20 protein-coding genes are annotated in these 26,752 nt (G+C 69.9%); 11 read left to right on the top strand and 9 right to left on the bottom strand.

The genetic code is table 11. From position 1 onward, the window contains the following. Positions 1 to 32: 32 nt before the first annotated feature. Entirely contained in the window at positions 33 to 1,238 is a 1,206-nt protein-coding gene (locus tag F4553_RS18675) for an amidohydrolase (RefSeq protein WP_184837772.1), read from the bottom strand. A gap of 158 nt (positions 1,239 to 1,396) precedes the next feature. Continuing rightward, the gene (locus tag F4553_RS18680; RefSeq protein ID WP_184837774.1) at positions 1,397 to 2,971 is read right to left on the bottom strand and encodes an acyl-CoA mutase large subunit family protein; all 1,575 of its coding nucleotides are present in this window, start codon (positions 2,969 to 2,971) and stop codon (positions 1,397 to 1,399) included. Between the two features lie 179 nt (positions 2,972 to 3,150). On the opposite strand from F4553_RS18680, the gene F4553_RS18685 reads away from it, so the two are divergent. Further along, positions 3,151 to 4,875 (top strand): serine/threonine-protein kinase, encoded by a 1,725-nt coding sequence (locus F4553_RS18685; RefSeq protein WP_184837776.1) that lies wholly within the window; start codon positions 3,151 to 3,153, stop codon positions 4,873 to 4,875. 3 nt (positions 4,876 to 4,878) lie between these two features. Here F4553_RS18685 and F4553_RS18690 read toward each other — a convergent pair whose 3' ends face one another. Both F4553_RS18690 and upp read right to left on the bottom strand, forming a co-directional pair. After that, positions 4,879 to 6,546, bottom strand: coding sequence for a phospho-sugar mutase (locus F4553_RS18690; protein WP_184837778.1), 1,668 nt, complete (start codon positions 6,544 to 6,546; stop codon positions 4,879 to 4,881). 25 nt (positions 6,547 to 6,571) lie between these two features. Then, positions 6,572 to 7,204, bottom strand: coding sequence for a uracil phosphoribosyltransferase (gene upp, locus F4553_RS18695; protein WP_184837780.1), 633 nt, complete (start codon positions 7,202 to 7,204; stop codon positions 6,572 to 6,574). 318 nt (positions 7,205 to 7,522) lie between these two features. Here upp and deoC point away from each other — a divergent pair, with 318 nt between their 5' ends. The 9 genes from deoC (at position 7,523) to F4553_RS18740 (ending at position 19,544) form a co-directional block, all read left to right on the top strand. Continuing rightward, a complete protein-coding gene (gene deoC, locus F4553_RS18700) occupies positions 7,523 to 8,473 on the top strand; it encodes a deoxyribose-phosphate aldolase (protein WP_184837782.1) in 951 nt (316 codons plus the stop codon). 14 nt (positions 8,474 to 8,487) lie between these two features. Next, positions 8,488 to 9,906 (top strand): aldehyde dehydrogenase family protein, encoded by a 1,419-nt coding sequence (locus F4553_RS18705; protein ID WP_184840876.1) that lies wholly within the window; start codon positions 8,488 to 8,490, stop codon positions 9,904 to 9,906. Next, positions 9,896 to 10,744 carry an aldehyde dehydrogenase family protein gene (locus F4553_RS18710; protein ID WP_184837783.1) on the top strand — a complete coding sequence of 283 codons (849 nt, stop codon included), beginning with the start codon at positions 9,896 to 9,898 and terminating at the stop codon, positions 10,742 to 10,744. Before F4553_RS18705 ends, F4553_RS18710 begins: the two co-directional genes overlap by 11 nt. A gap of 105 nt (positions 10,745 to 10,849) precedes the next feature. Then, on the top strand, positions 10,850 to 11,590 hold the full coding sequence (locus F4553_RS18715) for a DUF3800 domain-containing protein (RefSeq protein WP_184837785.1): 741 nt from the start codon (positions 10,850 to 10,852) through the stop codon (positions 11,588 to 11,590). Between the two features lie 104 nt (positions 11,591 to 11,694). Continuing rightward, positions 11,695 to 13,341 carry a thiol reductant ABC exporter subunit CydD gene (cydD, locus tag F4553_RS18720; RefSeq protein WP_184837787.1) on the top strand — a complete coding sequence of 549 codons (1,647 nt, stop codon included), beginning with the start codon at positions 11,695 to 11,697 and terminating at the stop codon, positions 13,339 to 13,341. Then, positions 13,338 to 14,918 (top strand): thiol reductant ABC exporter subunit CydC, encoded by a 1,581-nt coding sequence (gene cydC / locus F4553_RS18725; protein WP_184837789.1) that lies wholly within the window; start codon positions 13,338 to 13,340, stop codon positions 14,916 to 14,918. Before cydD ends, cydC begins: the two co-directional genes overlap by 4 nt. A 104-nt stretch (positions 14,919 to 15,022) precedes the next feature. Continuing rightward, a complete protein-coding gene (locus tag F4553_RS18730) occupies positions 15,023 to 15,892 on the top strand; it encodes a SatS C-terminal domain-containing protein (RefSeq protein ID WP_184837791.1) in 870 nt (289 codons plus the stop codon). A gap of 80 nt (positions 15,893 to 15,972) precedes the next feature. Beyond that, complete coding sequence (locus F4553_RS18735; protein WP_184837793.1) at positions 15,973 to 18,159, top strand: transposase; 2,187 nt, start codon at positions 15,973 to 15,975, stop codon at positions 18,157 to 18,159. Between the two features lie 155 nt (positions 18,160 to 18,314). Further along, positions 18,315 to 19,544: an ABC transporter substrate-binding protein gene (locus F4553_RS18740; RefSeq protein ID WP_184837795.1), complete on the top strand. Its 1,230-nt coding sequence runs from the start codon at positions 18,315 to 18,317 to the stop codon at positions 19,542 to 19,544. Between the two features lie 79 nt (positions 19,545 to 19,623). Here the strand turns inward: F4553_RS18740 and F4553_RS18745 are convergent, their stop codons facing one another. The 5 genes from F4553_RS18745 to F4553_RS18765 all read right to left on the bottom strand — a co-directional run bounded on the left by F4553_RS18745 (position 19,624) and on the right by F4553_RS18765 (position 25,814). Beyond that, a complete protein-coding gene (locus F4553_RS18745; protein WP_184837797.1) occupies positions 19,624 to 20,208 on the bottom strand; it encodes a GTP-binding protein in 585 nt (194 codons plus the stop codon). 1 nt (position 20,209) lies between these two features. Further along, positions 20,210 to 20,587, bottom strand: coding sequence for a DUF742 domain-containing protein (locus F4553_RS18750; RefSeq protein ID WP_184837799.1), 378 nt, complete (start codon positions 20,585 to 20,587; stop codon positions 20,210 to 20,212). A 57-nt stretch (positions 20,588 to 20,644) separates the two neighbouring features. After that, the gene (locus tag F4553_RS18755) at positions 20,645 to 21,049 is read right to left on the bottom strand and encodes a roadblock/LC7 domain-containing protein (RefSeq protein ID WP_184837801.1); all 405 of its coding nucleotides are present in this window, start codon (positions 21,047 to 21,049) and stop codon (positions 20,645 to 20,647) included. Continuing rightward, positions 21,046 to 24,504, bottom strand: coding sequence for a sensor histidine kinase (locus F4553_RS43145; RefSeq protein WP_184837802.1), 3,459 nt, complete (start codon positions 24,502 to 24,504; stop codon positions 21,046 to 21,048). Before F4553_RS43145 ends, F4553_RS18755 begins: the two co-directional genes overlap by 4 nt. 215 nt (positions 24,505 to 24,719) lie before the next feature. Beyond that, entirely contained in the window at positions 24,720 to 25,814 is a 1,095-nt protein-coding gene (locus F4553_RS18765; protein WP_184840878.1) for an adenosine deaminase, read from the bottom strand. 44 nt (positions 25,815 to 25,858) lie between these two features. Here F4553_RS18765 and F4553_RS18770 point away from each other — a divergent pair, with 44 nt between their 5' ends. Further along, complete coding sequence (locus tag F4553_RS18770; RefSeq protein ID WP_184837804.1) at positions 25,859 to 26,683, top strand: putative RNA methyltransferase; 825 nt, start codon at positions 25,859 to 25,861, stop codon at positions 26,681 to 26,683. Positions 26,684 to 26,752: the final 69 nt, after the last annotated feature.

Genomic DNA, 26,752 nt, shown 5'->3' on the forward strand with positions numbered 1-26,752 from the left:
GAGGCACCAACTCTTGAAGAGTTGCGGCTTTGCTACCTGGGGACCTGGGTGAGTTCGGCGAGGGCGGTGTGGACCATGACGCGGATGCCGTAGCCGATGGCGCGCTCGTCCACGTCGAAGCCGGACTGGTGGGTGTCGAGCAGGCGGTCCTCGCCGCTCGGCGAGCCCGTGCCGAGCCGCACCATCGCGCCGGGCACGTGCTCCAGATAGCAGGCGAAGTCCTCGGCACCCATGCTGATCTCGGCCTCGATCACCCGGTTGGAGCCGAGCGCCGTCGCGGCGGCGGCGGCGATCAGCGCGGTCGCCTCGCGGTCATTGATCACCGGGGGTACGCCGCGGATGTAGTCGACCGAGGCGTCCGCGCCCGTCGTCACGGCCACCTCCTTGATCAGCCTGGTGATCAGGGTCGGCGCCTGCTGCCAGGCTTCTCGATTGAGGATGCGTACCGTGGCCCGGGCGAAACCCTCGTGCGGGATCACGTTGACGGCCTCACCGGCGTGGATGCTGCCGAAGACCATGCATACGCCGGCCCGGGGATCGATCCGGCGCTCCAGGAGTGCGGGGACGTCGACGACGAGCCGGGCCAGGGCGTGCACCAGGTCCGCGGTGAGGTGGGGGCGAGCGGTGTGGCCGCCCCGGCCGGAGAGGCGTACCTCGACGGTGTCGGCGGCGGCGGTGAAGGTGCCCGCGCGTACGCCGACGAGACCGGCCTTCACCTGCGGTGCGCAGTGCATGCCGTAGATCGCCGTCACGTCCTTGAGTCCCCCGGCGGAGATGACCTCCTCGGCGCCGAAGGGGAAGCGCTCGGCGGCGGGCTGGAAGAGCAGGCGTACGCGTCCCGGCAGCTCACCCCGCCCCGCCAGCTGCGACAGGGCGAGACCTGCCCCGAGCAGCACCGCGGTGTGCACGTCATGCCCGCACGAGTGCGACACCCCCGGCACCACCGACCGGTAGGCGACGTCCTTCGTGTCGGGCACCGGTAGGGCGTCGAGGTCGGCGCGCAGGGCGACGACCCGTTTCCCGGTGCCGATGTCGCAGATGACGCCGTTGCCCCGGGGCAGCAGGCGCGGCGCGAGCCCGACGGCGGAGAGTTCCCGGGCGATCAGGCCCGCCGTCTCGAACTCGTGGTGCGAGAGCTCGGGATGGGCGTGCAGGTGCCTGCGCAGGCTGACGAGCTCCGCACCGTGGGCTGCGAGCCAGCGGTCGAGCGACCATTCAGCGGTCAACGGATCTCCCATGGGCGACGCTCGATGCGCGCCACGAGTACGAGCATTCAGCGGACCGGACACGCCCGGTACAACGCCCTAAGCGCTAACCCGTCACGTTTTGCAGCAAATCGTGGCATTCGAGCCACGCAAGGGCACGTTTTGCTGCAAAACGTGACGGGGGCGCCGGATCAGAAGCGGTCCGACGGGCGGTAGACGCCCCAGACCGCCCGCAGCGCGTGGGAGACCTCACCGACGGTGGCCCGCGCCCGCAGGGCCTCCTTCATCGGGTAAAGGACGTTCGCCGTACCAGCCGCCGCGTCGCGGAGCTTGGCCAGCGCGGCCTCGACCGCGTCGTTGTCGCGCTCGGCCCGCAGGGTCTGCAGCCGGGCGCACTGCTCGGCCTCGATCGCCGGGTCGACCCGCAGCGGCTCGTAGTGGTCCTCGGTCTCCAGCGTGAACCGGTTGACCCCGACGACGATCCGCTCGGCGTTGTCGATCTCCAGCGCCACCCGGTAGGCCGACGACTCGATCTCGCGCTTCTGGAACCCGGCCTCGATCGCGTCGACCGCCGAGCCGTAACCGAAGACCCGGTCGATCAAGGCGAGCGCCTCGGTCTCGATCTCCGAGGTGAGCGCCTCGACGACATAGGAACCGGCGAACGGGTCCACGACCGCCGTCAGGTCCGTCTCATAGGCGAGGACCTGCTGGGTACGCAGAGCCAGCCGGGCCGCCTTCGCCGTCGGCAGCGCGATCGCCTCGTCGAACGAGTTGGTGTGCAGCGACTGGGTGCCGCCGAGCACCGCACCGAGACCCTGGATCGCGACCCGGACCAGGTTGACCTCGGGCTGCTGCGCGGTGAGCTGCACACCGGCGGTCTGGGTGTGGAAGCGCAGCATCCACGACTTGGGGTCCTTGGCGCCGAAGTCCTCCTTCATCACCCGGGCCCAGATGCGGCGGGCCGCGCGGAACTTCGCGACCTCCTCCAGCAGGGTCGTCCGGGCGACGAAGAAGAACGACAGGCGCGGGGCGAACTCGTCGACGCCGAGGCCGGCCGCGATGGCGGCACGGACGTATTCGATGCCGTTGGCGAGGGTGAAGGCGATCTCCTGCACGGGCGTCGCACCCGCCTCGGCCATGTGATAACCGCTGATGGAGATCGTGTTCCACTTCGGGATCTCGTCCCGGCAGTAGGCGAAGGTGTCCGCGACGAGCCGCAGCGACGGCTTCGGGGGGTAGATGTAGGTCCCCCGCGCGATGTACTCCTTCAGGATGTCGTTCTGGATCGTGCCGTTGAGCGCCTTGCCGGAGACACCCTGCTCCTCGGCGACGAGCTGGTAGAGCAGCAGCAGCACCGCGCCGGGGGCGTTGATCGTCATGCTCGTCGAGACCTTGTCGAGCGGAATCTCGTGGAAGAGCCGCCGCATGTCGTCGATCGAGTCGATCGCCACGCCGACCTTGCCGACCTCGCCCGAGGCGATCGACTCGTCGGAGTCGAATCCCATCTGGGTCGGCAGGTCGAAGGCGACCGAGAGCCCCATGGTGCCGGCATTGAGCAACTGGTGGTAACGGGCATTGGACTCCGCGGCGGTGCCGAAACCGGCATACTGTCGCATCGTCCAGGGGCGCGAGGTGTACATCGTCGGGTAGACGCCGCGGGTGAACGGGTATTCACCGGGCTCCTCGGGAGGGTTCCCGGGCAGGTCATCCGGGCCGTAGACCGGCCGAAGAGGGAAGCCGGACTCGCTCAACCGCTGCTGCGTCATACCGAGGATCGTAGGGGTGAGCACACCTGAACCGGGTGAGGCATTAGCCACATCCGTCGGGTTCACCATTCTCCGGCTTTCGCCAATCCCGGACATCGCGCAGAATAGGACGTTGCATCCCCTACACAGAGCAGCCCCTTTCCTCCCCCACACCCCTCGGCGGCGCAGTGACTTCGCAGATGCCTACCTGGAGCGGCCCACCCAACGGCGGCCGTACGGCGCCAGGCACCATGATCGGCGGGCGGTACGCGCTGCGTACCGCGCTCGGCCATGGCGGAATGGGCACGGTCTGGCGGGCGACCGACACCGTGCTGCGACGTGAGGTCGCGGTCAAGGAGGTCGTCTGCCCGACCGGGATGAGCGCCAGCGAGCGCGACTCGATGTACCAGCGGACACTGCGCGAGGCGCGAGCCGCCGCCGCGCTCGCCCACCCCAGCGTGGTGCAGGTCTACGACGTGGTCACCGAGGGCGAGCGGCCCTGGATCGTGATGGAGCTGCTCGACGCCCGCAGCCTCGCCGACATGGTGATCGAGGGCGGCCCGCTGCACCCGCGTGCCGTCGCGAAGATCGGCATCGCGCTGCTCGGCGCGCTGGAGGTCGCGCACGCCGCCGGCATCCTGCACCGCGATGTGAAACCCGCCAACGTGCTGATCACCCACGACGGCCGGTGCGTCCTCACCGACTTCGGCGTGGCCCGGATGCCGAGCGACGTGCAGCTCACCACGCCCGGCATGGTGCTCGGCTCGCCGCACTTCATCTCGCCCGAGCGCGCCATGGGCGGCCCCTTCGGCCCGCCGAGCGACCTCTTCTCGCTCGGCGTCACGCTCTTCACCGCGGTCGAGGGGCGACCGCCCTTCGACAAGGGCGATCCCCTGCTCACGATGCACGCGGTCGTCGAGGACCAGCCGCTACAGCCGGTGCTCGCCGGGCCGCTGACCGAGGTGCTCTACGGCCTGCTGATCAAGGACCCGGGTCGCCGCTGGGACGTCCAGCGCTCCCGGACCGTGCTGCGCGACCTGCTCGCCGGACCACTCGCCCAGAATGCGACAGCTCAGCACGCGACCGACCCGTGGGCGGTCGTCGCACCCCGCGAGCAGCCCTCCTGGCAGCAGCAGGACCCCGCACCGCTGGCGCCGACCGCCGCGCATCCGCAGGTCGGTGCCGGACAGGTCGGCGGGCGCGCGATGGTCAACACCGACGCGATCGCCGCGCTCACCCAGCAGCAGGCCGCCACCGGCGCGCCCAAGGCCCCGCGAGCCGCCACCGGCGGCCTGCTCGCCTCCGTGCGTGCCTGGCCGCGCAAGGTCCGCCTGGGCGTCGGCGCCGCGGTCGCCGCCGCCGCGCTCGTCACCACGGTCGCCGCGGCCAACGGCGTCTTCGCCGACGATCCCGGCTCGTCGCCCACGGCCACCGGCCCGAGCGGCGCCGCCTCGCCGAGCACCGCTGCGAGCCCGACCGTCGACGGCATCGTCTACAAGGGCAAGGGCATCCAGGTGGTCTTCCCCACCGGGTGGAAGCGCACGGTCAACAACGACTACGTGCAGTACGACGACCCCGCCAACAGCGGCCGCTGGATCCGCCTGCTCGTCAACAACGGCAAGGACGCGCAGAAGACCCTCAACAGCGCCGACAGCCAGCTCAAGAAGCGCGGCTGCGAGAGCGAGTACGAGAAGGTGGAGATCCGGGACGCCCAGCTCGCCGGGCGCCCCGGCAAGGAGCTGGAATACCTCTGCACGCCCGAGGCGAAGAACGACGTCGAGCCGATCGCCCGGCACGGGCTGTGGCGGGCCGTCGTGGTCGAGGGCAAGGTCTACCAGCTCTACCTGTCCACCACCGAAGCCGACTTCACTCTCGCGAAGCCGGTCTTCGAGACGGTGTCCGGGACCTACCAGGTCACGGCGTAGCGCTCACGGGTTCACCGACCAGATGCCGAGTGCTGCGGCGGTCTCGGTGCGCAGGGCGGTGAGGGTGGCCGCCGCGCGCTCCCGGGCCGCCGCCACGTCGCCCTCCGCGACCCCTTCAACCACCTCCAGGTACGCCTTGAGCTTCGGCTCGGTCCCGGACGGCCGGACGACGACCCGGGCGTCCGCCGTGCGCAGGATGATGACGTCGGAGTCGGGCAGCAGGTCCTCGACGGCGAGGACGGGCTCGTCGAGCAGCGTCTTCGGGGTCTTCGCCCGCAGCCGGGCCATCGCCGCGGTGATCTCGGAGAGGTCCTCGACGCGAACGGAGAGCTGATCGGTGGCGTGCAGCCCGTAGGTGATCGCCAGCTCGTCCAGCCGGTCGGCGAGGGTCCGCAGCTCCGTCTTGAGCCCGGCGGCGAGCTCCGCGATGAGGAGCGCGGCGGAGATGCCGTCCTTGTCGCGTACCTGCCCGGGGTCGACGCAGTAGCCCAGCGCCTCCTCGTAGCCGTAGACGAGGTCCTCGGCCGCCCGCACGATCCACTTGAACCCGGTCAGCGTCTCGCCGTAGCCGACCCCCCGGGCAGCCGCGATGCGCTTGAGCAGCGACGACGAGACGATCGTGGTGGCATACGTACCGTGGACGCCACGACGCATCAGGTGGTCGGCGAGGAGTACGCCGACCTCGTCGCCGCGCAGCATCCGCCAGCCCTTCGCGGTCGGCACGGCGACGGCGCAGCGGTCCGCGTCCGGGTCGTTGGCGATGGCGATGTCGGCACCGACCTCGTCCGCGAGCGCCATGACGAGATCCATCGCCCCCGGCTCCTCCGGGTTGGGGAAGGCCACGGTCGGGAAGGTGCCGTCGGGCGCGGACTGCCGGGCGACGACGGCCGGCTCGGCGAACCCCGCCCTGACGAAAGCCCTGCTCGTGACCTCGCCACCGACGCCGTGCATCGGGGTGTAGGCGATCGTGAGCTCCTTGGGCTCGTCGGCGTCGACGACCCGGGCGACCGACTCGATGTAGGCGTCCACGATCGACTCGTCGAGCAGGTCCCCGTCCGGGCCGAGCCGCACCTCGCGCAGCCGGGTGACCCCGGCGATCAGGGCGGCGATCTCCGCGTCGACGGGCGGCACGATCTGCGCACCCGCCCCGAGCGCCCCGCCGAACTGCTCGCCGAGGTAGACCTTGTAGCCGTTGTCCTGGGGCGGGTTGTGCGAGGCGGTCACCATGACACCAGCGCAGCCGCCGAGGTGCTTCACGGCGAAGGCGAGCAGCGGCGTCGGCAGGTGGCGCGGCAGCACGAGCGCACGCAGTCCGGCTCCGGTGGCGACCTTCGCGGTCTCGGCGGCGAACTGTGCCGAACCGCGGCGTGCGTCGTACCCGATGATGAGCGGACCGGTGGCGTCGCGGGCGGTGAGCCAGCCGACCAGCCCGGCCGCTGCCTGGCGGACGACGGCGAGGTTCATCCCGTTGGGGCCGGCCCGCAGCGGGCCGCGCAGGCCGGCGGTGCCGAAGGTGAGTGGTCCGGCGAACCGGTCGGCGAGTTCGCCGGCCGTGTCGGGGAGCTTTTCCAGCAGTCCCGCGAGTTCGTCGCGGGACTGCTGGTCGGGGTCGTCATCGATCCAGGCGCGGACGCGGTCGGCGAGGGCGGCGGGATCTGCGGCGTCGGTCATGCCGGTTTCATAACACAGTGACCGGTTAGAAGCGCGGCATGCCGCCGAATTGGCGGTCTCCCGCGTCTCCGAGACCCGGCACGATGAACTTCTTCTCGTTGAGCTTCTCGTCGATGCTCGCGGTGACGAGGCGGATCGGCAGGCCCGAGTTGCGCAGCCGCTCGATGCCGACGGGCGCAGCGAGCACGCAGAGCACGACGATGTCGGTGCAGCCGCGATCGGCGAGCAGCCGGCAGCAGTGCTCCAGCGAACCGCCGGTGGCGAGCATCGGGTCGAGCACCAGCACGGGCAGGCCGGTCAGGTCGGACGGCAGCGACTCCATGTAGGCGCGCGGCTCGAACGTGTGCTCGTCGCGGGCGAGGCCGACGAAGCCCATCGAGGACTCGGGCAGCAGCGCCAGCGCCGCGTCGGCCATGCCGAGGCCGGCCCGGAGCACCGGCACGATCAGCGGCGGGTTGGCGAGGCGCGTGCCCTGTGCCGTGGCGACCGGCGTCTGCACGGGGTAGGTCAGCGCCGCGAACGACCGGGCCGCCTCGTAGGTCAGCATCGTCGTCAGCTCGTGCAGCGCGGCACGGAAGGTGGCGGAGTCAGTCTTCTCATCCCGCATGGCGGTCAACCGAGACTGGGCAAGCGGGTGATCAATGACGAGTACGTCCACAGACGCACACTCTAGTCGCGCCGACAGCCGGGATGCCTCACTCTGCGCGACGCTTTGCTCTGCTTGCGCGGGGCTTTGCTCTGCTTGCGCGGGGCTTTGCTCTGCTTGCGCGGGGCTTTGCTCTGCTTGCGCGGGGCTTTGCTCTGCTTGCGCGGGGCTTTGCTCTGCTTACACCGACGCATCGGCGGGAATATCCGGACTTTCCTGGTGATGCGCCCGTGTAAGCAGAGCAAAGCCTCCCGCGGCACATCGCACACCCCCGCCCGGAATCCTTCGTTCTCAAGATCACTATCTGGGCCGATGAGTAGAGTGGGCGATATGACAACGGCGTTACAGACCCCTCTCGCCGACGTGACCAGGTCAAACGCCGCATTGCGGACGTTCCTGCACGGGCTGCCCGGAGTGGACAAGGTCGGCGCCGACGCGCGCGCCGCGAGCCTCGGCACCCGGTCGATCAAGACCACGGCCAAGGCGACCGCCATCGACCTCGCCATCCGCATGGTCGATCTGACCACCCTGGAGGGTGCCGACACCCCCGGCAAGGTCCGCGCGCTCGCGACCAAGGCGCTGCGCCCCGATCCGCTCGACCCGAGCTGTCCGGCCGTCGCCGCGGTCTGCGTCTATCCGGCGATGGTCGCCGATGTCGCGGACGTGCTCCGGGGCAGCGGCGTGCACCTCGCCAGCGTCGCCACGGCGTTCCCGTCCGGCCAGGCACCGCTGAGCGTCAAGCTCGACGACACCCGCGCGGCGGTCGCCGCCGGTGCCGACGAGATCGACATGGTGATCAGCCGCGGCGCCTTCCTCTCCGGCCGCTACCTCGACGTGTTCGAGGAGATCGTCGCGATCAAGGAGGCCTGCGGCGACGCCCACCTCAAGGTGATCCTGGAGACCGGCGAGCTCGCGACCTATGACAACGTGCGGCGCGCCTCCTGGCTCGCGATGCTGGCCGGCGGCGATTTCATCAAGACCTCCACCGGCAAGGTGCAGCCCGCGGCGACCATGCCGGTCACGCTGATCATGCTGGAGGCGGTCCGCGACTTCCTCGCCTCGACCGGCCGCAAGGTCGGCGTGAAGCCCGCCGGCGGCATCCGCACCAGCAAGGACGCGATCAAGTACCTGGTCATGGTCAACGAGACGGTCGGCGACGGCTGGCTCGACCCGGACTGGTTCCGCTTCGGCGCCTCGACGCTCCTCAACGACCTGCTGATGCAGCGCACCAAGCTCGCCACCGGCCACTACAGCGGCCCCGACTACGTCACGCTGGACTGAGGCAACCCATGGCCATCTTCGATTACGCCCCCGCACCCGAGTCGCGGGCCATCCTCAACCTGAAGCCGTCCTACGGCCTGTTCATCAACGGCTCGTTCAGCGACGGCGCCGACACCTTCAAGTCGATCTCGCCCGCGAGCGAGGAGGTCCTCGCCGAGGTCGCCCTCGCCGGTGAGGCCGACGTGGACCGGGCCGTCACCGCTGCCCGGACGGCGTTCGAGAAGGTCTGGGGACCGATGCCCGGCGCCGAGCGCGCCAAATACCTCTACCGCATCGCCCGGATCATCGCCGAGCGCAGCCGCGAGCTCGCGGTGCTGGAGTCGCTCGACAACGGCAAGCCGATCCGCGAGTCCCGCGATGTCGACATCCCGCTGGTCGCGGCCCACTTCTTCTACTACGCCGGCTGGGCCGACAAGCTCTCCTACGCCGGTTACGGCACCAAGCCGCTCGGCGTCGCCGGACAGATCATCCCGTGGAACTTCCCGCTGCTCATGCTCGCCTGGAAGATCGCACCGGCGCTGGCTGCGGGCAACACGGTCGTGCTCAAGCCCGCCGAGACGACCCCGCTGACCGCGCTGCTCTTCGCCGAGATCTGCCAGCAGGCCGAGCTGCCGCCGGGCGTCGTCAACATCATCACCGGCGCGGGTCCGACGGGCGTGGCGCTCGTCAACCACCCCGGCGTCGACAAGATCGCCTTCACCGGCTCGACCGAGGTCGGGCGGCTGATCGCCAAGTCCGTCGCGGGCACCGGCAAGCGGCTCACCCTGGAGCTCGGCGGCAAGGCGGCCAACATCGTCTTCGACGACGCCGCGATCGACCAGGCGGTCGAGGGCATCGTCAACGGCATCTTCTTCAACCAGGGCCACGTCTGCTGTGCGGGCTCCCGGCTGCTGGTCCAGGAGTCGGTCGCCGACGAGGTGCTCACCTCGCTCAAGCGCCGGATGGCGACCCTGCGGATGGGCGACCCGCTCGACAAGAACACCGACATCGGCGCGATCAACTCCGCCGAGCAGCTCGGCCGGATCCGCGAGCTCACCGATGTCGGCGACGCCGAGGGTGCCGAACGCTGGTCCGCACCGTGCGAGCTGCCCGCCAAGGGCTTCTGGTTCGCCCCGACGATCTTCACCGGGGTCTCCCAGGCACACCGGATCGCCCGCGAGGAGATCTTCGGACCGGTGCTCTCGGTGCTGACCTTCCGCACTCCGGCCGAGGCGGTCGAGAAGGCGAACAACACGCCCTACGGCCTGTCCGCCGGCATCTGGACCGAGAAGGGCTCCCGGATCCTGCAGATCGCCGACCAGCTCCGCGCCGGTGTGGTGTGGGCCAACACGTTCAACAAGTTCGATCCGACGTCGCCGTTCGGCGGCTACAAGGAGTCCGGTTACGGTCGCGAGGGCGGCCGTCACGGCCTGGAGGCGTACCTTGCCCACTAAGCCCGCACCCCGTCTCGCCGTACGCAAGACCTACAAGCTCTTCATCGGCGGGGCCTTCCCGCGCAGCGAGTCCGGCCGGACCTACCTCGTCTCCGACGCGAAGGGGAACTTCGTGGCCAACGCGGCCCTCGCGTCCCGCAAGGACGCCCGCGACTCGGTGGTCGCCGCCCGCGCCGCCGTCGGCAAGTGGTCCGGCGCGACGGCGTACAACCGCGGTCAGATCCTCTACCGCATCGCCGAGATGCTGGAGGGGCGCCGGGGCGAGTTCACCGCTCTCGGCTGCGCGGAGTCCGAGGTGGACGCGGCGATCGACCGCTGGGTCTGGTACGCGGGCTGGGCCGACAAGATCGCACAGGTCACCGGCTCGGCGAACCCTGTCGCCGGTCCCTACTTCAACCTCTCCGGACCGGAGCCGACCGGCGTCATCGCCATCGTCGCCCCGGCCGACTCGTCGCTGCTCGGTCTGGTCAGCGTGGTCGCACCGGCGATCGTCACCGGCAACACGGTGGTGGTCGTCGCCGCCGAGCAGCACCCGCTGCCGGCGATCACGCTCGCCGAGGTGCTCGCCACCTCCGACCTGCCGGGCGGAGTGATCAACCTGCTCACGGGCTCGGCGGCGGAGATCACGCCGTGGCTCGCGTCGCACTCGGACGTCAACGGGCTGGACCTGACCGGGGTGGCCGACGCGGAGCTGGCGACATCGCTGGAGGTCGCGGCGGCCGACAACCTGAAGCGGGTCCGTCGCCCTGCCCCCGAGGACTGGTCCGCGGATCCCGGCATCGGCCGGATGACCGCGTGGCTGGAGACGAAGACCGTCTGGCACCCCAAGGGCATCTGACAAGCACCACAAGATCGGCGCAACTCTTCAAGAGTTGCGCCGATCTTGTATTTACCCATCAACCCACTGCTAGCGCATATCGCAGTCGCTACCTACTATATGTGAGTGTTTCTAGCCTATGTAGATGAGAGCTACACCAAGGGCAAGTCCTGGTACTACCTGGCAGCCCTGCTGATCCCCGACCGGCAGGCGGTCTCGTTGACCGAGGCACTCGACGAGGTGGTGTCGGTGGCCGCCGCTTCCTACGGAGTGTCAGGAGAAGCCGAACTCCACGGCCACGAGGTGTTTCACGGCAAGGGGGCCTGGTCGGCAATTCCACGAGAGCAGGTCCGCGTCCGGATAAGCATCTTCGCCAGGGTGTTCCGGGCGATCGTCGACCACGACGTCAGCATCGTCCTGCGCGGAGTGAACGGCGAGCAGCTCCAAGAGCGGTATCGGCACCCGATGGATCCACACTCGATCGTCCTGAGCCACACACTGGAGCGCATCAACCACATCTCGGCGACCGCGGATGAGTTCGCCCTTGTCATCTCGGACGAAGTGCCGGAGGCCGCCAGACATCGAGCCGACCTGTCAAGCTATCGAGCTGCGAGCCTGTCCCAGATCGTCGACACTCTTCACTTCGCCCCGTCATCGTCAAGTCGCCTGCTCCAAGCCGCAGACATGGTCATCTTCATGCACCAGCGGATGGAGCGCTACACCACAGACGACTCCCGAGCGCTTCGCGTCAATAAATCACTGTGGGACATATTGGCTCCGAGCATCATCGACAGTCACTGTTGGCTGCCGATGACCGACAGAAAGCACGAGAGCCCCGCATCAGCGGGGCTCAAGGCACACCGGTAAGCCGAAGCTTCCTACGCACAAGGATACCGGCATGACTTGATATGTCAAGCACCTATCGCCGCCTACCCCCGGAGTGACCTGCGCCATCTGCTTCTATGTGAGGTATGCGTCCGTTCGATCATCGGCTGCTGCGCGCCGTCCCGGCCATCCGCCGCGACCTCGTGCTGCTGGCGCTCGGCGGGGCGGGCGTGGCCTTCGCCATCATCGCGGCCGCATACTTCCTGGCCACGGCCCTGACCGCCGCCGCCGACCTTCGATTCGACGGTGAAGCGACAGCCGGATTCGTCATCGCCTTCGCGACCAGAGCGCTGCTCACCAGCGGTTGCGGTGCCGTCGCCGCCCGGATGGCGGCGATCACCAAGGCGAGCCTGCGCGACCAGCTCATCGAGGCGGTCGGCGAGCGCGGCCCGTCCTGGCTCGTCGGCCAGCGCGCCGGTGAGCTCGCCACGCTGACCGGGCGCGGGCTGGACGCGTTGGACGGTTACTTCACCGGCTACCTGCCGCAGCTGGTGCTCGGCGTGACGGTGCCGATCGCGGTCCTCGGTACCCTCGCCGTCACGGATCTGACCAGCGCGATCGTGGTGCTCTGCACGCTGCCGCTGATCCCGGTCTTCGGCATCCTGATCGGCAGGCAGACCGCCGCCGCCACGGAACGGCAGTGGAGCAGGCTCAAGCTGCTCGGCGGTCACTTCCTGGACATGGTCGCCGGTTTGCCGACGCTGCGGGCCTTCGGTCGCGCCGAAGCACAGGTCGAGGCGGTTCGCCGGATGGCCGACGAGCACCGGGTCGCCACGATGCGCACGCTGCGGGTCGCCTTCCTCTCGGCGCTGGTGCTGGAACTGATCGGGACGATCTCGGTGGCGCTGGTGGCCGTACCCGTCGGATTGCGTTTGTTGGACGGCGGCCTCGCGCTGGCGACGGCGCTGCTGGTGCTGCTGCTGACTCCGGAGGCCTACGCGCCGCTGCGCGCGGCCGGGACCCGCTTCCACGCGAGCATGGAGGGGCTGACGGCGCTCGGGCAGGCGTTCACGCTGCTGGAGGGCGCGCGGACCCGCACCGGCAATGCCGCGCCACCGCCGCTGACGACGATCGAGTTCGTCGATGTCTGCGTGGACTACGAGCGCGGACCGGCGTTGCGCGACGTCAACCTGATCATCAACGCGGGTGATCGGATCGCGCTCACCGGACCGAGCGGCGGCGGCAAGAGCACGCTGATCGCGCTGCTGCTGGGGTTCGTGGAGCCGACCAGCGGGCGCGTGCTGATCGACGGTGTCGACCTGGCCGCGCTCGACCTCGCGCAGTGGCGGCGGCGGATCGCCTGGGTACCGCAGCGCGCACACCTCTTCGCCGCGAGCCTCGCGGCCAACATCGCGCTCGGCTCGCCCGACGCCGATCGCGCGTCGATCGAGAGCGCCGCGCACAGCGCCGCATTGACCGAGGTGATCGCCGCGCTCCCCGACGGGCTCGACACGCAGCTCGGCGAACGCGGCCACGGCCTGTCCAGCGGTGAGCGCCAGCGCCTCGCTCTGGCCCGCGCGTTCCTGCGGGCACCGGATGCCTCGCTCTTCCTCCTCGACGAGCCCACGGCCCGTCTCGACGGCCGCAGCGAGGAGGCTGTGCTCACGGCGACCACCGCGCTCGTCGCGGGCCGCACGGCACTGCTCGTGGCGCACCGGCCCGCGCTGCTCGACGTCGCGACGCGGGTGCTGTGCGTCGAGGCCGGTGCCGTCCGCGAGGGGGCGTTCGCATGATCTGGTCACTCGCCCGACCGCACTGGGCCCGGTTGCTCGGTGCGGGCCTGCTCGGTCTGCTCGCCGAGCTCGCCGGTGTCGGCCTGATGGCGACCGCCACCTGGCTGCTCATCACCGCGGCGGGCCAACCCCCGATCACCGCGCTCACCGTCGCGATCGTCGCGGTCCGCGCGCTCGCGATCGGCCGCGGCGGGTTGCGCTACGTCGAGCGCCTCGCGGGTCACGACGCGGTCCTGCGCATGATCACGGGGGTACGCGCACAAGCCTTCTCGTCGTTGTCCACTCAACCGGCCGTGCGCACCGGCGACGCGCTGAGCCGCCTGGTCTCCGACGTCGACGCCGTGCAGGACCTGGTGGTCCGGGTAGCCCTGCCGGCCGCCTCAGCCGCCGTCGTGTGCCTGATCGCCGTCGGAGTCACGGGCCTGATCTCCCCCGCAGCGGCGCTGATGCTCGCCGGTGGCCTGCTGATCACCGGCGTGGCCCTCCCGTGGCTGGCGGCGAGGTTGGCGAGCCGACAGGCGGCACGGCTGGCCCCGCTGCGCGCGGAGATGGCGATCGCCACGGTCGACCTGGCCCACGGCGCGGCCGACCTGGCCGCGTTCGGCGCCCGCGACGCCCACGCCGCAGCCGCGTCCCGCCAGGCGGCCGCCCTCGCGTCCGTGGAGCGCAACCTCTCCCGCCGAGCTTTCGCGATCGACGCACTGGCCGCCATCACCATCGGCGCGACTGCGGCCGCAGTCCTCCTGGCAGCCCAGTCCGACCAGATCAGCGGCACCCTGACCGGCGTCCTGACGGTAGGCACCCTGGCCACAGGAGAGGTCTCCCTAATCCTCCTGTCCGCGGCCAGAAAAAACGCAGAACTAACCACCCCCCTAGCCCGCGTAACGGCCTTAATTCGCGTTGATCAAGGGAAGACTCGCCGCGAATCGGACACCCCGGATGGCGAGTCTTCCCTTGATCAACGCGAATTAAGGGTGACCGACGTCAGCGTTGCCGGGCGCGGGGTTTCGGGGGTCAGCCTCTGCGTTCGAGCGGGGGATCGGATCGTCGTCGTCGGGCCCAGCGGGGTGGGGAAGTCGACGCTGCTCGGAGTGCTCGCCGGGACCGTCGCACCGACCAGCGGTTCCGTCACCTGGGGGGACGGTCCGCTGCCCTCGCCGGCGCATCGGGTGGTCGGCGGGCTCTTCGCCGATGCCGCGGTGTTCCACGCCAGCGTCGAGGAGAACCTGACCCTCGGCCGCCCCTGTACGCCGACCGAGCGCGACGATGCCGCCCGAGCGGCCGGGCTGCTGGAGTGGGTGGCCGAGCAGCCCGACGGATGGCGGACCCTCGTCGGCGAGGACGGCACCGCCCTCTCCGGCGGGCAGCGCCAGCGGCTCACCCTCGCCAGGGCCCTGCTGCACGCACCACCGGTACTCCTGCTCGACGAACCGACCGAGGGCCTCGACCCCGCACACGCCGATGCGGTGCTTCGATCGGTGCTCTCCTTCGCCGGCGACCGAGCGGTGGTCGTAGTGACACATCGCACAGCCGAGCGTGACTCGTCTGCGTTCCAGCAGGTCCTCACGCTGAGCTGACCTTCAGGGCGGGTGGGGCTGACCGAAGGGGCGTACGCCCACTAGGGTGTGCGGAGAGTCACCGACCCGACAAGAGGTTGGTCGCAACGCATTAGGAGGCCGCCGTGGCCGATGAGCCCGCCGAGTTCTGGGGTGAGCTCGGGATCGACCCGGTCGAGATCGCGCTTCCGGGCGGGGTCGGTTACACGTTGCGCGCCTACCGCGCGCCGAGCGTCGTAACCCCGACCGATGTCTCCGAGCGGGCCGAGGAGGAGGACCCCTTCGCCGCGAAGACGCGGGGCGCCCACTCCTTCGACGACGACGAGGACGAGCTGCCGCCGATCGACGAGGCGGAGCTCGCCGCTCAGGCGCTCGCCGCCGAGGCTGCCGACGAGGACTACGTCCGCCACGCGAAGTCCGACGACACCGCGCTCGACCTCGAGCCGATCAAGGACGTCGCCGAGGCTGCCGACGATGACGACGAGGACGAGGACGACGCCGCCGAGCTCGACGAGGTGCCGGTCTTCCTGAGCCACAAGGGCCGCCTGCTGCTCTTCAAGAGCGCCGCGGGCCTCGTCTCCTTCGTGAAGTCCAAGGCTCCCCACGACCTGGCGCAGCTCCCCGAGTGGAAGAACCTCGCCAAGACGATCACGGCCGCGCGCGTCGAGGCGGACGACGACGACTCTTACGAGTTGGACCTCGTCGTGGAGAACCTCCGCGGTGGTCACGACGCATGGGACAGCGACCTGATCCTCTCGGCCGGCGAGATCGCCCGCGACCTGGGTTACGCGTTGCAGCTCGACAGCATCCTCTCGATGCTCTCGCCCGGCGCACCCCTCGACGAGCTCGACGAGGCCCTGCGTGGTGCCGCCAACGGTGGCATCGGCGGATTCATGGCGAAGCGTCGAGTGAAGAAAATCGGGGCACAACAGGCAAGTCTTGGCTGGCGTACCGTGATTGGCAAGATCTCGAGCAACGTGGACTGGCGCGACTGACCCCTCGTCAGGCAGCATCATCCTTTGGCACATGACTCAGTCTCTGGCATTAGCAGGGGCCCGGGAGGAGGACGGCAACCGTGGCGCTCGTGCGGGTGTATTGCGGACTGGCTTCGGCGGATGGCGGCCACACCGGCCAGCTCGGTGACGGCGGATGGCTGACGGCGGCGGTCGTGGACGACTCGGGCAGGCTGCTCGACGTCTGCGCGATCGGTGACGACGCCGCTGGTTACGCGACGCTCGGCTCCCTGCTGGCCGAGCGGTCCAACGGGCTCTCCGGAGTCTCGGTCGCGGCCGACAGCGACGATCACCTCGTCACGATGCTGCTGACGGCAGCCGGTCGCCCCCTCGCGGTCGCAGACGACGATGCCGCCAACGACTTCGCCGAGCGCTTCGCCGACGACGAGTCCCTCGACGAGATCGAGTCCGAGCCGGCCGAGCGCCGTGCGGTCGGGCTCGCCCGCGCCCTGCAAGCCGGTGCCCTCTCCGCCACGACCGGTCCCGCACCGAGGGACCTGGCCGGTCTCAAGCCGGTGCTCACCGCGCACGCCGCCCTGGCGCACGGCCGACACGCCACCGCGGTCGCGCTGCGCGAGGTGCTCCGCGAGCTCTACCCGGCCGCGCTGCGCGCCTATCCCGACCCGGCCGAGCCGATCGCGCTCGCCGTCCTCGACGCGCTGCCCGAGCCGGGCATGCTCGTCGCACCCAGCTCCGCCCGTGGCGCGAGGGACACCGCGGGCACCGCCGACGCGGTCGCCGCCCACCTCGCCGCCGCCGGGATCGTCGACCACTCCGGCGCCGTCGAGGCCGTCACCGCGCTGCGCGTGGCGATCGCCGAGACTCCGCGCCGTGGCGGCGGCGCCAGCAAGCACCTCACCGCCGCCGTCGCCGAGGCGGTCCGGCAGGCGGTCGCCGCCGTGCGCGCTTGCGACGCAGCAGCCGCCGCGCTCGTCAGCACCCTCTCCGAGCGCATCGCGCCGCCGGCCGCCGAGCCGATCAAGCCCTCCCGCCAGCGCACCGCGGCGGCACCCGCTCCGGCGCAGGTGGTCACGCCGTTGCGTCCGGTGCGCGAGCCCTCACCGATCCCGGTCAGCCGTCGCACCCGGACACCGATCACGCCGCTCGTGGCTCCGGTCCCGGTCGCAGCCGCGCCGGTCGCACCGGTCCCGGTCAACACTCCGCCGCTCGTGCACGCCCAGGCCGCTCAGGTGCAGTCGCACCCGGCAGCCGCGCCGCTGCCGCCGGGGTTCGAGCCGACTCCCGCCGTGGGCGTCCCGGTGCTGCGCGCACCGATCGCACCACCGCAGCAGCCGCAGGTCAGCGTGCCGGTGCAGCGGATTCCCGCCGAGCGGCCCGCTCCGACGGTCGCACCCGCCGACGCCGGTGTCCCCTTCGTTCCGTCGGTCACCCAGGCCGCCATGATCCACGCTCGCGCGGAGCGCCGCCAGGAGGAGCCCCGGCCCGTCAACCCGCTCGATGAGCAGGGTCGCGGACCGGGCGCCACCGAGATCGTCCTCCCGCTGTCGCGTCCGGCGCCCGAGCCGGGCGACCGCGCCAACTGGCCGCTCGTCGCCGAGCCCGACGAGCTCGCCGCCGTGGTGCGCGAGGCCTCCACCCGGGTCACCCCGCCGTGGCTCGCCGACGATCTGGTGCTGCCCGAGGGTCCGTCGCTGCGGCTGGTGGACACCCCCGAGCTGCGGATCGACATCCGCGAGGACGACCCGCTGGGTGACGCACGCACTCGCCCCCGGGCCCGGCGCACCGCCGTCGAGCGGATCGGTGCGGAGCTCGCTCCCCCGCCCGTCGAGGACGAGGGCGACGGTGACCTGCTCATCTTCGCGACCGTCCGATCCGCATGGTTCACCGGACCGGTCGAGCCGGAGAAGTTTGACGACGGCGATGAGCCGACCTGGAACTCGCTCGCCGACTCGGGCTGGCGCGCCGCCGAGCAGGCCTCGCACCCGTCCATCGGCGACGAGACCGGCGTCGGCCTGCCGCGCCGCGTCCCGCAGGCCAACCTCGTGCCGGGTTCGCCCATCAACGCCGACCAGGACCGGCCGCTGCGGATCGTCCGCGACGCCGAGCGGATCGCTCAGCACACCTCGGGCTATTTCCGCGGCTGGCGCCGTGGCCAGGAGGTCAACGGCTACGCGGTCGGCGGCCGACCGGGCCGCGAGTCGGCCGGCGGCTGGGAGTTCAGCCGTGACACCGACGACCGCGAGGAATACCGCGACGACTACCGCTCCGCCGGTAATTACGGTCGGTAATACTCCCTGATCAGGGCCTTGTGCCATAGATCAGAATCGCCAGGACCAGGCAATACGTCGCGACAGTGAACTAAGCCACACCCTCCGAGCTTGACCTTGCTCACGGCTGCCCGCGAACATACGCGAGGAAAGTTCTCGCAGTTCGGAGGCACAATATGGGGGATCGTCCGTGGCACGGCCGGATTTCGCGGCGCGGTGCGCTCGCGGCCGGGCTGGGCATCACGATGGGTGGTCTGCTTACTGCGTGTGACGGCGGGAGCAACGAAGACGTCGTCGGCCCCACCAGCGACGGCGAGCTGGTCCTCGGCGTGAGCCTGGAGCTGACCGGACAGGGCTCGGCCCTCGGCAAGCTGCAACAGCGCGCACTCAAGATCACCATGGACGACATCAACGTCACGGGCATCCGGATCGGCGACAAGCACCGGCGGGTGCGACTCATCGTCGAGGACAACAGGGGTGACGCCGCCGTGGCGGCCACGATCGCGGGCAAACTCATCGACGAGCGCGTCTCCGCCATCATCGGCGGCATCACCGCCGAGACCTCCCTTGCGATGATCAAGGTGGCCGAGGCCCGCAACGTACCCATGCTCTCCCTCTCCGGCGCCGATGAGATCGCGCTGCCGCTGATGACGCGGAAATTCACCTACAAGCTCGCGCCCAACGCCTCCGACATCGCTCGGGTCATCGCCCTGGAGATCCAGCGTCAGGGGCTCAAGAAGATCAGCATTCTCGTCTCGACGGACGCGAGCGGCACCGCCGCCACCCGTGCCCTCAGCGTGGCGCTCCGCGCGATCCGCAGCGACGCCAGGAAGGACAACGTCCTCGACACCGTCACGCTGCCCCGCTCCGGCAAGGACCTCGGCGGCGCCGTGGCCCGCGCGATCGACGAGGGTCCTGACGCCGTCATCGTCTGGGCGACAGCCCCCACGAGCGGCGAGGTCGCCAGGGAGCTCCGCGAGGCGGGCTTCACCGGCAAGATCTTCTTCGACCCGGGCGTCATCGCGGACGACATGTTCAGCTCGTCTTATGCCGCCGCGCTCGAGGGCGCCTTCGTCTGCTCCCCCATGGTGCTGGGCGGTGCACCCCTGATCGCCAACACGCCGTCGAGCCGCGCCACGCGTACCTTCGTCAACCGCTACAACCAGGAGTTCGGCTCGTTCAGCGGTTTCGCCCCCTACGCCAGCGACGCCGTCTGGCTCGTCGCATCGGCCGCACGGCGCGCGAAGAGCACCGACCCTCGTCGGCTACGGGGTTCGCTCGAAGCGATCCCCTACGAGGGCGTGGCGGGCGCCTACGCGTTCAGCCCGATCGACCACGGCGGTCTCGCACCGGATGTGCTCACCATCTTCACGGTCCACCAGCGGGAGTGGATCCGCCTCTCCTGAGGGCGGTCTCCCCGTCAAGGCGCGAACGTCGAAGGGCCCCCACCGTGGCGGTGGGGGCCCTTCGACGTGGCAACGTGTGTCAGGCGGGGATGCCCGTACGCTGACGACGCATCGTCAGCACGTACTCCACGAGCGAGATCAGCACCTGCTTGGTCGACTCGCGGTTACGCGCGTCGCAGCTCACCACCGGCACATCGCTCGAGATCGCCAGCGCGTCCCGCACGTCCTGAGCCTGGTGGTACTGCATACCGTCGAAGCAGTTGATCGCGACGAGGTAGGGCAGCTTGCGGTGCTCGAAGAAGTCGATCGCGGCGAAGCAGTCCGCCAACCGCCTCGTGTCCACGAGCACAACCGCGCCGATCGCACCCCGGACCAGCTCGTCCCACATGAACCAGAACCGAGTCTGGCCAGGGGTGCCGAACAGATACAGGATGAGGTCACGGTCGATCGAGATGCGACCGAAGTCCATCGCGACCGTCGTCGTCTTGCCCGGCACCTGCCGATTGTCGTCCACGCCGACGCCGGCCGAGGTCATGATCGCCTCGGTCGTCAACGGCGTGATCTCAGATACCGAGCCGACCAGCGTCGTCTTGCCGACGCCGAAGCCCCCAGCGATGACGATCTTCGCCGAGGTCACCCGCCCCGAATTCGGGCGGGCCGCCATGTCAGAGCCTCCGAAGTCCACTCAGCACCCTCTCCAGCAACTCAGTGCCAACCGCGTCATTGGTCTCGAACGAGGTCGGTTCATATACCGCGACCAGGCCGTCTGCGGCCATGTCAGCGATCAGCACGCGGGCCACGCCGAGCGGCAATTGCATTCTCGCCGCAATCTCGGCCAGCGACTGCAGTCTCCCGTCGCAGAGCGACGCGATGTGCTGGTGCTCGCGACCGTGCGAACCTCTATTACCAGTCCCGGCAGACCGGCCACGCATGGTGGTCTCGACCAGAGCTTCGATTGCTATCTCCAGCCGCGGCCTGGTGCGACCACGGGTAACGGCGTAAGGCCTGACCAGCGCGCCGGTCGGCTCATCTCGTTCGGCCATATTCGCCGTTCACCCCCTCCCATTCCCGTGCGGCCAGTCCGCGACGGGTCTAGCCAATTAGCTCAGCGCGCCGGCTGCGGCCCTCGGCGGCGGGGTGAGCGCATCGCCCACCCGGTCCACCAGCAGTGCCATCTCATAGCCGACCTGGCCCACGTCGCAACTGCGCGACGCGAGCACCGCGAACGATGATCCATCCGAGATGGACATCAGGAACAAGAAACCGTTGTCCATCTCGACGACGGTCTGGAGGACTGCGCCACCCTCGAAGCACCGTGCCGCGCCCTGAGTAAGGCTGACCAGCCCGGATGAGATCGCGGCGAGCTGGTCGGCCCGGTCCCGGGGCAGATCGCGCGATGATGCTAGGAGGAGGCCGTCCGCGGACACGGCGATCGCGTGGGCGACGCCCGGTACGCGATCAGCGAAGTTGGCGAGCAGCCAACCGAGATCCTGCGTTGATGTCATGCCTCATGCTCCTTGCCAGCCTGCTGCCCGGCCGGGTTGGCCGATCCGGGGAATGATTCGTCCTGCTGGGTGCGTCCGCGCTGCACGCCGCGGTGGTAGGCGGAGAGGAGTCCCCGCACACCCTCGGGCGTCCGACGCTGCACGGCCGCCGCACCCTTTTCCACTCCGCCCGGGACGAGCTGTGCCATCGGCACACGCTTCGGCAACCCGGTCTCCGTCGTGTCGAGGGGAACCTCGGCGGCACTTGCAGCCGCTGTCGCCGCGGCCCAACCGTCGTCGGCATCTGTCTGCCAGGCCGGCATGTAGGGGGCCGGGACCTGGTATCCCGCCGGAACGGTCGTCGTCTGCGTGCTGCTCGCCATGCCTGCGCCACCCGTCGTCGTGCTCATGGGTCGCTGCTGATCTTCCCCGACGCGGGCCGAGACATCAACCGCCGGGAACTGCGCGGTCTCCGTGATGTCGACTTCGGCTTCTTCCGGGGTGATCGACTCGCCTGCGGCCGGCTTACGAGTCCGGAACCACGCCGACTCCAGTTCCCTGAAGATCGGCAGTTCCATCGTCTCGTCGGCGTACGGCGTGCGTCGATCGGGCATGGCGGGTGCTGGCGGGACGTAAGGGATGGAGCTCGGTCGAGCGGCCGCGGGGTAGCTCTCCTGCGGCGCGTCGTCCACGATCCGGGGGATCTCGGAGGTGCGGCTCATCGTTGCGGCGAGCTGCTCGGACCCGGCGGTGGTGCTCTCCAGGACCTCCTGCTGCACCGGCGGCCACACGGGCGGCGCGGGGGTGGCGCTCACCGGCACGACGCTGACAGGTGCCGCGCTCACCGGAGCGACGCTCACCGGGGCCACGCTGACCGGAACTCCGCTGATCGGCACACCGCTGACCGGGAACTCCGGCGGCATGGATCCGGCGGGCACGTAGGGGGTGCGCGTCTCGGGCGACGAGGAGGTCTGCCGGGGGATGTTGGCCTCGGCCTCGTCCCCCATGATCTCGCCGTCGACCGTCGGCCACGCGTCGGCCGAGCGGCGCTGCGGCAGCGGGTCGACATCCGTGCCGTTGCCGGCGTCCGGGGTCGGGGTGGGAGTCTTGCCGTTGGCGCCGGTCAGGTCCGACCAGGCCGGCATGGACCGGCTGCCGCCACCCTGCAGCGACGTCGGCAGGACCGGGTCGGCCGGAGCCGCCGGCGCGTCGAAGAAGCGGCCCGGCGCTGCCGGTGCGGCACCGTTACCGCTGCCGTTCGTGCTGTTGCGCCCGTTGGCGCCGCCGCCGAAGCTCGATCCCAGGCCGCCACCGATCGGGCTGCCGTTGTTGCCGTTGACCGGGTATTCGCTGCGGGCGACCGGACCGCTCTCGAGTGCGAGCGGCGCGGCGAACGGTGAGCGCGGCGGAACCTGCTGCTGGCGCGGCGGTGCCGGGATGTCCCGGTTGACCGGCTGGCCGCGACCCGCGAGGGCACGCGGCACGAGGACCGCGGTCGGCAGCGTCACGTCGGCGATGGTGCCCCGGTCGGCGGCGGGACGCAGCTCGACCTTGACGCCGTGGCGGGCGCCGAGGCGCGCGACCACGACCAGGCCCATCATGCGCGAGACCGCGACGTCGACCAGCGGCGGCGTGGCGAGACGCTCGTTGATGTCGGAGATCAGGTCCGGCGAGATGCCGATTCCGTGGTCCTCGACGTAGAGCACGGCGCGGTCGCCGACCCGGCGCGCCTCGACCATGACGATCGAGTCGGGCGGGGAGAAGGCGGTCGCGTTGTCGAAGAGCTCGGCGACGAGGTGGACGAGGTCGTTGACCGCGTGCGCGGAGACCTCGATGTCCCGGTCGACGATGCCGAACTCGATGCGGGTGTAGTGCTCGACCTCGGACTGCGCGGCGCGGAGCACGTCGACCAGGGAGGCCGGGTCGCGCTGCACGCGGGTCGAGTCGGCACCGGCGAGCACCAGGAGGTTTTCGTCGTTGCGCCGCATTCGGGTGGCGAGGTGGTCGAGCTGGAACAGCTCACCGAGGCGGTCGGGGTCTTCCTCGCCGCGCTCCAGCCGGTCCAGGTGACCGATGAGCCGGTCGACCAGGATCTGCGAACGGCGGGCCAGGTTGACGAACATCGTCGCGACGGAGGAGCGCAGTGCCGCCTGCTCGGCAGCGGTCCGGACGGCCTCGAGGTGGACCGCGTTGAAGGCCTCGGTCACCTGCCCGAACTCGTCCTTGCTGCGGACCGGCAGTGGCTCGGCGATCTGGTTGGCGACCTGTGCCGGGGAGAGCGAACTGCTCAGCGCCGGATCCCGCAGTCGGGCGACGGCCTGCGGCAGACCGTACTGGGCGACGGCGAGGGCGCCGTGGCGCAGCTCGCGCAGCGACCGGGCCATCGAGCGGGCGACGAGCCAGGCGAAGAGGATCGCCAGGAGCAGCATGCCCAGGAGCAGGCCGGTCTCGACCAGCATTCGCTGGGTGACCTGGTCACGGACCGCGGTCGCCTCGACCTCGATGTCCGCGTCGACCTTCTCCTCGACCTGGCGCATGAGGTCCGAGGCACCACTGGTGGCCTGGTCCCACGCCATGTCGTCGAACTTCAGGGTCTCGAGCGAGTCGCCGTTCAGCGCGCTGAGGTAGCCCTGGTAGACGAGGAACTCACGGACCGCGGTGCCGGAGTATTTCGTCTCGAAATACTCCTTCTCCTCGGTCGTCGCGATCGACGAGAACGACTCCAGTGCCTGCTGCCCACCGACGATGGTGCCGATGTAGTCGTAGCGCAGGAGCGGGGTCATCCCCTTCTGGTCGAACGCCTTGTGGACGAGGATGCGCTCCTTGGACAGGAACTCCTTCGCCGTGGCGATCGCCGCACCGGCACGCATCCGCTCGGACAGCTGGCTGTCGTTGGCGAGCTGGGCGGAGGACTCACGGATGCGGATCAGGTCGCCGATGATCGTCGAGTAGTCGGTGGTGATGTCGCCGGTGCTCGGCGTCCCGCTGCTGGTGCTCTTGGCGGTGATCGAGTCGCGGATGTTCTGCAGCCGGCCGAGGCCGGTGTCGATGTCACCGAGCAGGTCGCTGAAGCTCGCGGGAAGGTCGGCGAGTGCCTGCGCGCCGCGCTGGTATTCGAGCTTGTCGGCGTCGACCTTCTTGTTGATCTCGCCGAAGGCGGCCAGGGAGGTCTCCCACCTGGTCTTGTCCTTGTCCGTCGAGCCGCGCAGGATCATGCCGAGGGCACGCTCCTGCTGCAGGTCGTGCGTGAGTTCGCCGGCGTCCTGCGACAGCCCGGCAAGGATGCGGGCACGATCGGCCGCCTCCGCCGTATCCAATTGACCGACCAGACCGTTGGTCCCGACGACGATTGTTGCGATCGTCGGAACGATCATGATCAAGCCCAGCTTGGACCAGATAGGGAGATCTCGAAGTCGACCCGCCGGCCGACGGAGACGCGAAAGGACAGCATTCGCCGATCCTGGCCGCTTGCTCACGTCACCGCCCTTCCGTGCGGACCGGTGAAAGCCCGCAACCTCAGCGCCCACACATCAGCGCGAGGGCACCGCACAACTGCCGACCACACGGCCGGACCCCCGAGATTCCATCACGCCGCGTGGCAAATCAAAAGTCCAGGCTGCCCTTTATCCGCCAACCGGGCATGGTTCATCGGACAGTTCGCGCAAATCGGACGTCAAACGGGGGATGTCAATCACGCTGTGTACTGGGAAAGCAGCTTCGCGTAGGCCGGTTTGATGATTTCGTTGATGATCTTCAGTCGCTCGTCGAACGGCAGGAAAGAACTCTTCATCGCGTTGACGGTGAACCACTGCAGATCCGCCCAGCCATAGCCGAACGCGTCGACCAGCAAGGACATCTCACGAGACATCGATGTCCGGCTCATCAAACGGTTATCGGTGTTGATGGTCACCCGGAACCGCAGGTCGTGCAAGAGTCCGATCGGGTGTGCCGCAATCGATGCCACCGCGCCGGTCTGCACGTTGGATGACGGACAGAGCTCCAATGGAATGCGCTTATCGCGAACATAGGCGGCGAGCCGACCCAGCACAGCCTTTCCGTCGGCCCCGACGGTGATGTCGTCGATGATGCGTACGCCGTGGCCGAGCCGGTCGGCACCGCACCACTGCAGCGCCTGCCAGATCGACGGAAGACCGAACGCCTCACCCGCGTGGATCGTAAAGTGGGCATTCTCACGTTGCAGATAGGAAAATGCGTCGATGTGCCGGGTGGGCGGGTAACCGGCCTCCGCACCGGCGATGTCGAAGCCGACCACGCCCGCGTCGCGATAGCGCACGGCGAGCTCCGCTATCTCCATCGAGCGCGCGGCGTGGCGCATCGCCGTCAGCAGGCAGACCACCCGGATCGGCCGTCCGGCGGCAGCCGCCCGTGCCGAGCCCTCCGCGAAGCCCGCGAGCACCGCCTCCACCACCTGGGGCAGGGTCAGGCCGCGCTCGAGGTGCTGCTCCGGTGCGTAGCGCACCTCGGCGTAGACGACGCCGTCGGCCGCGAGGTCCTCGGCGCACTCGGCGGCGACCCGCCGCAGCCCGGCCTCCGTCTGCATCACCGCGACCGTGTGCGCGAAGGTCTCCAGATAGCGCACCAGCGAGCCGGAGTCCGCAGCCGCGGCAAACCACTCACCGAGGCGTTCCGGGTCGGTAGCGGGCAGCTGATGCCCGATCTCGGCGGCCAGCTCGACGATGGTGGCCGGGCGGAGCCCGCCATCGAGGTGGTCGTGCAGGAGTGCCTTCGGGGCGTTGATGATCTCGGCGAGACTGGGTGCGACCATGAGCTGACCATATCGGGCGGAGATGGCAAGGTGGAGGAAAGGGCATGAACGACCTGACCCTCGCCGCGCTTCGCTGCCCGGTCTGCGCATCACCGCTGACCGCCGCGGTGGGCGCGCTGCGCTGCGCGGCGCACGGTCACAGCTTCGACATCGCCCGCCAGGGGTACGCCCACCTCGGCGCCGGCAAGCGCCTCCCCGACGGCGACAGTGCCGCGATGGTGGCGGCCCGGATCGCATTCCTCGACTCCGGCCACTACGCCCCGCTCGCGACAACCCTGGCCGAGGCGACCCCGCGTAGGTCGGAGCTGATCGTCGACACCGGCGGCGGCACCGGCTACTACCTCGCCGCCGCGCTGGACCGGGCGATCGGCGCGTTCGGGCTGGTCCTCGACGTCAGCAAGCCCGCGCTGCGCCGGGCGGCCCGCTGCCACCCGAGAGCGAGCGCTGCTCTCGCCGATACCTGGGGCCCGCTGCCGCTCGCGGACGGCGCCGTGGACGTGCTGCTCAACGTCTTCGCCCCGCGCAACGGTCCCGAGTTCGCCCGCGTGCTCGCCCCCGGTGGCCGCCTGATCGTGGTCACCCCGGAGGCCGAGCACCTCGCCGAGCTGCGCCGGGAGCTGGGCCTGATCGAGGTCGACCCGGGCAAGGAGGAGCGCCTCGCCGCGTCGCTGCGCGACTTCGAGCTCGATTCGGAGCGCACGGTCACCTGGCCTCTGCATCTCACCCGCGCCGAGGTGGAGTCCCTGGTCGCGATGGGCCCCACGGCCCGGCACCTGACGCCGGAGACCCTGCACGGCCGGGTGACGACCCTCCCCGAGCAGACCGAGGTCACCGCAACGGTCCGCCTGAGCACCTACCGCCCGCACTAACCCGAGATCGTCGCAACTCTTCAAGAGTTGGTCCTGAAAACCCGTTAGGACCAACTCTTGAAGAGTTGC

Origin of the sequence: Allocatelliglobosispora scoriae (assembly GCF_014204945.1) — a bacterium.
GTDB lineage: Bacteria > Actinomycetota > Actinomycetes > Mycobacteriales > Micromonosporaceae > Allocatelliglobosispora > Allocatelliglobosispora scoriae.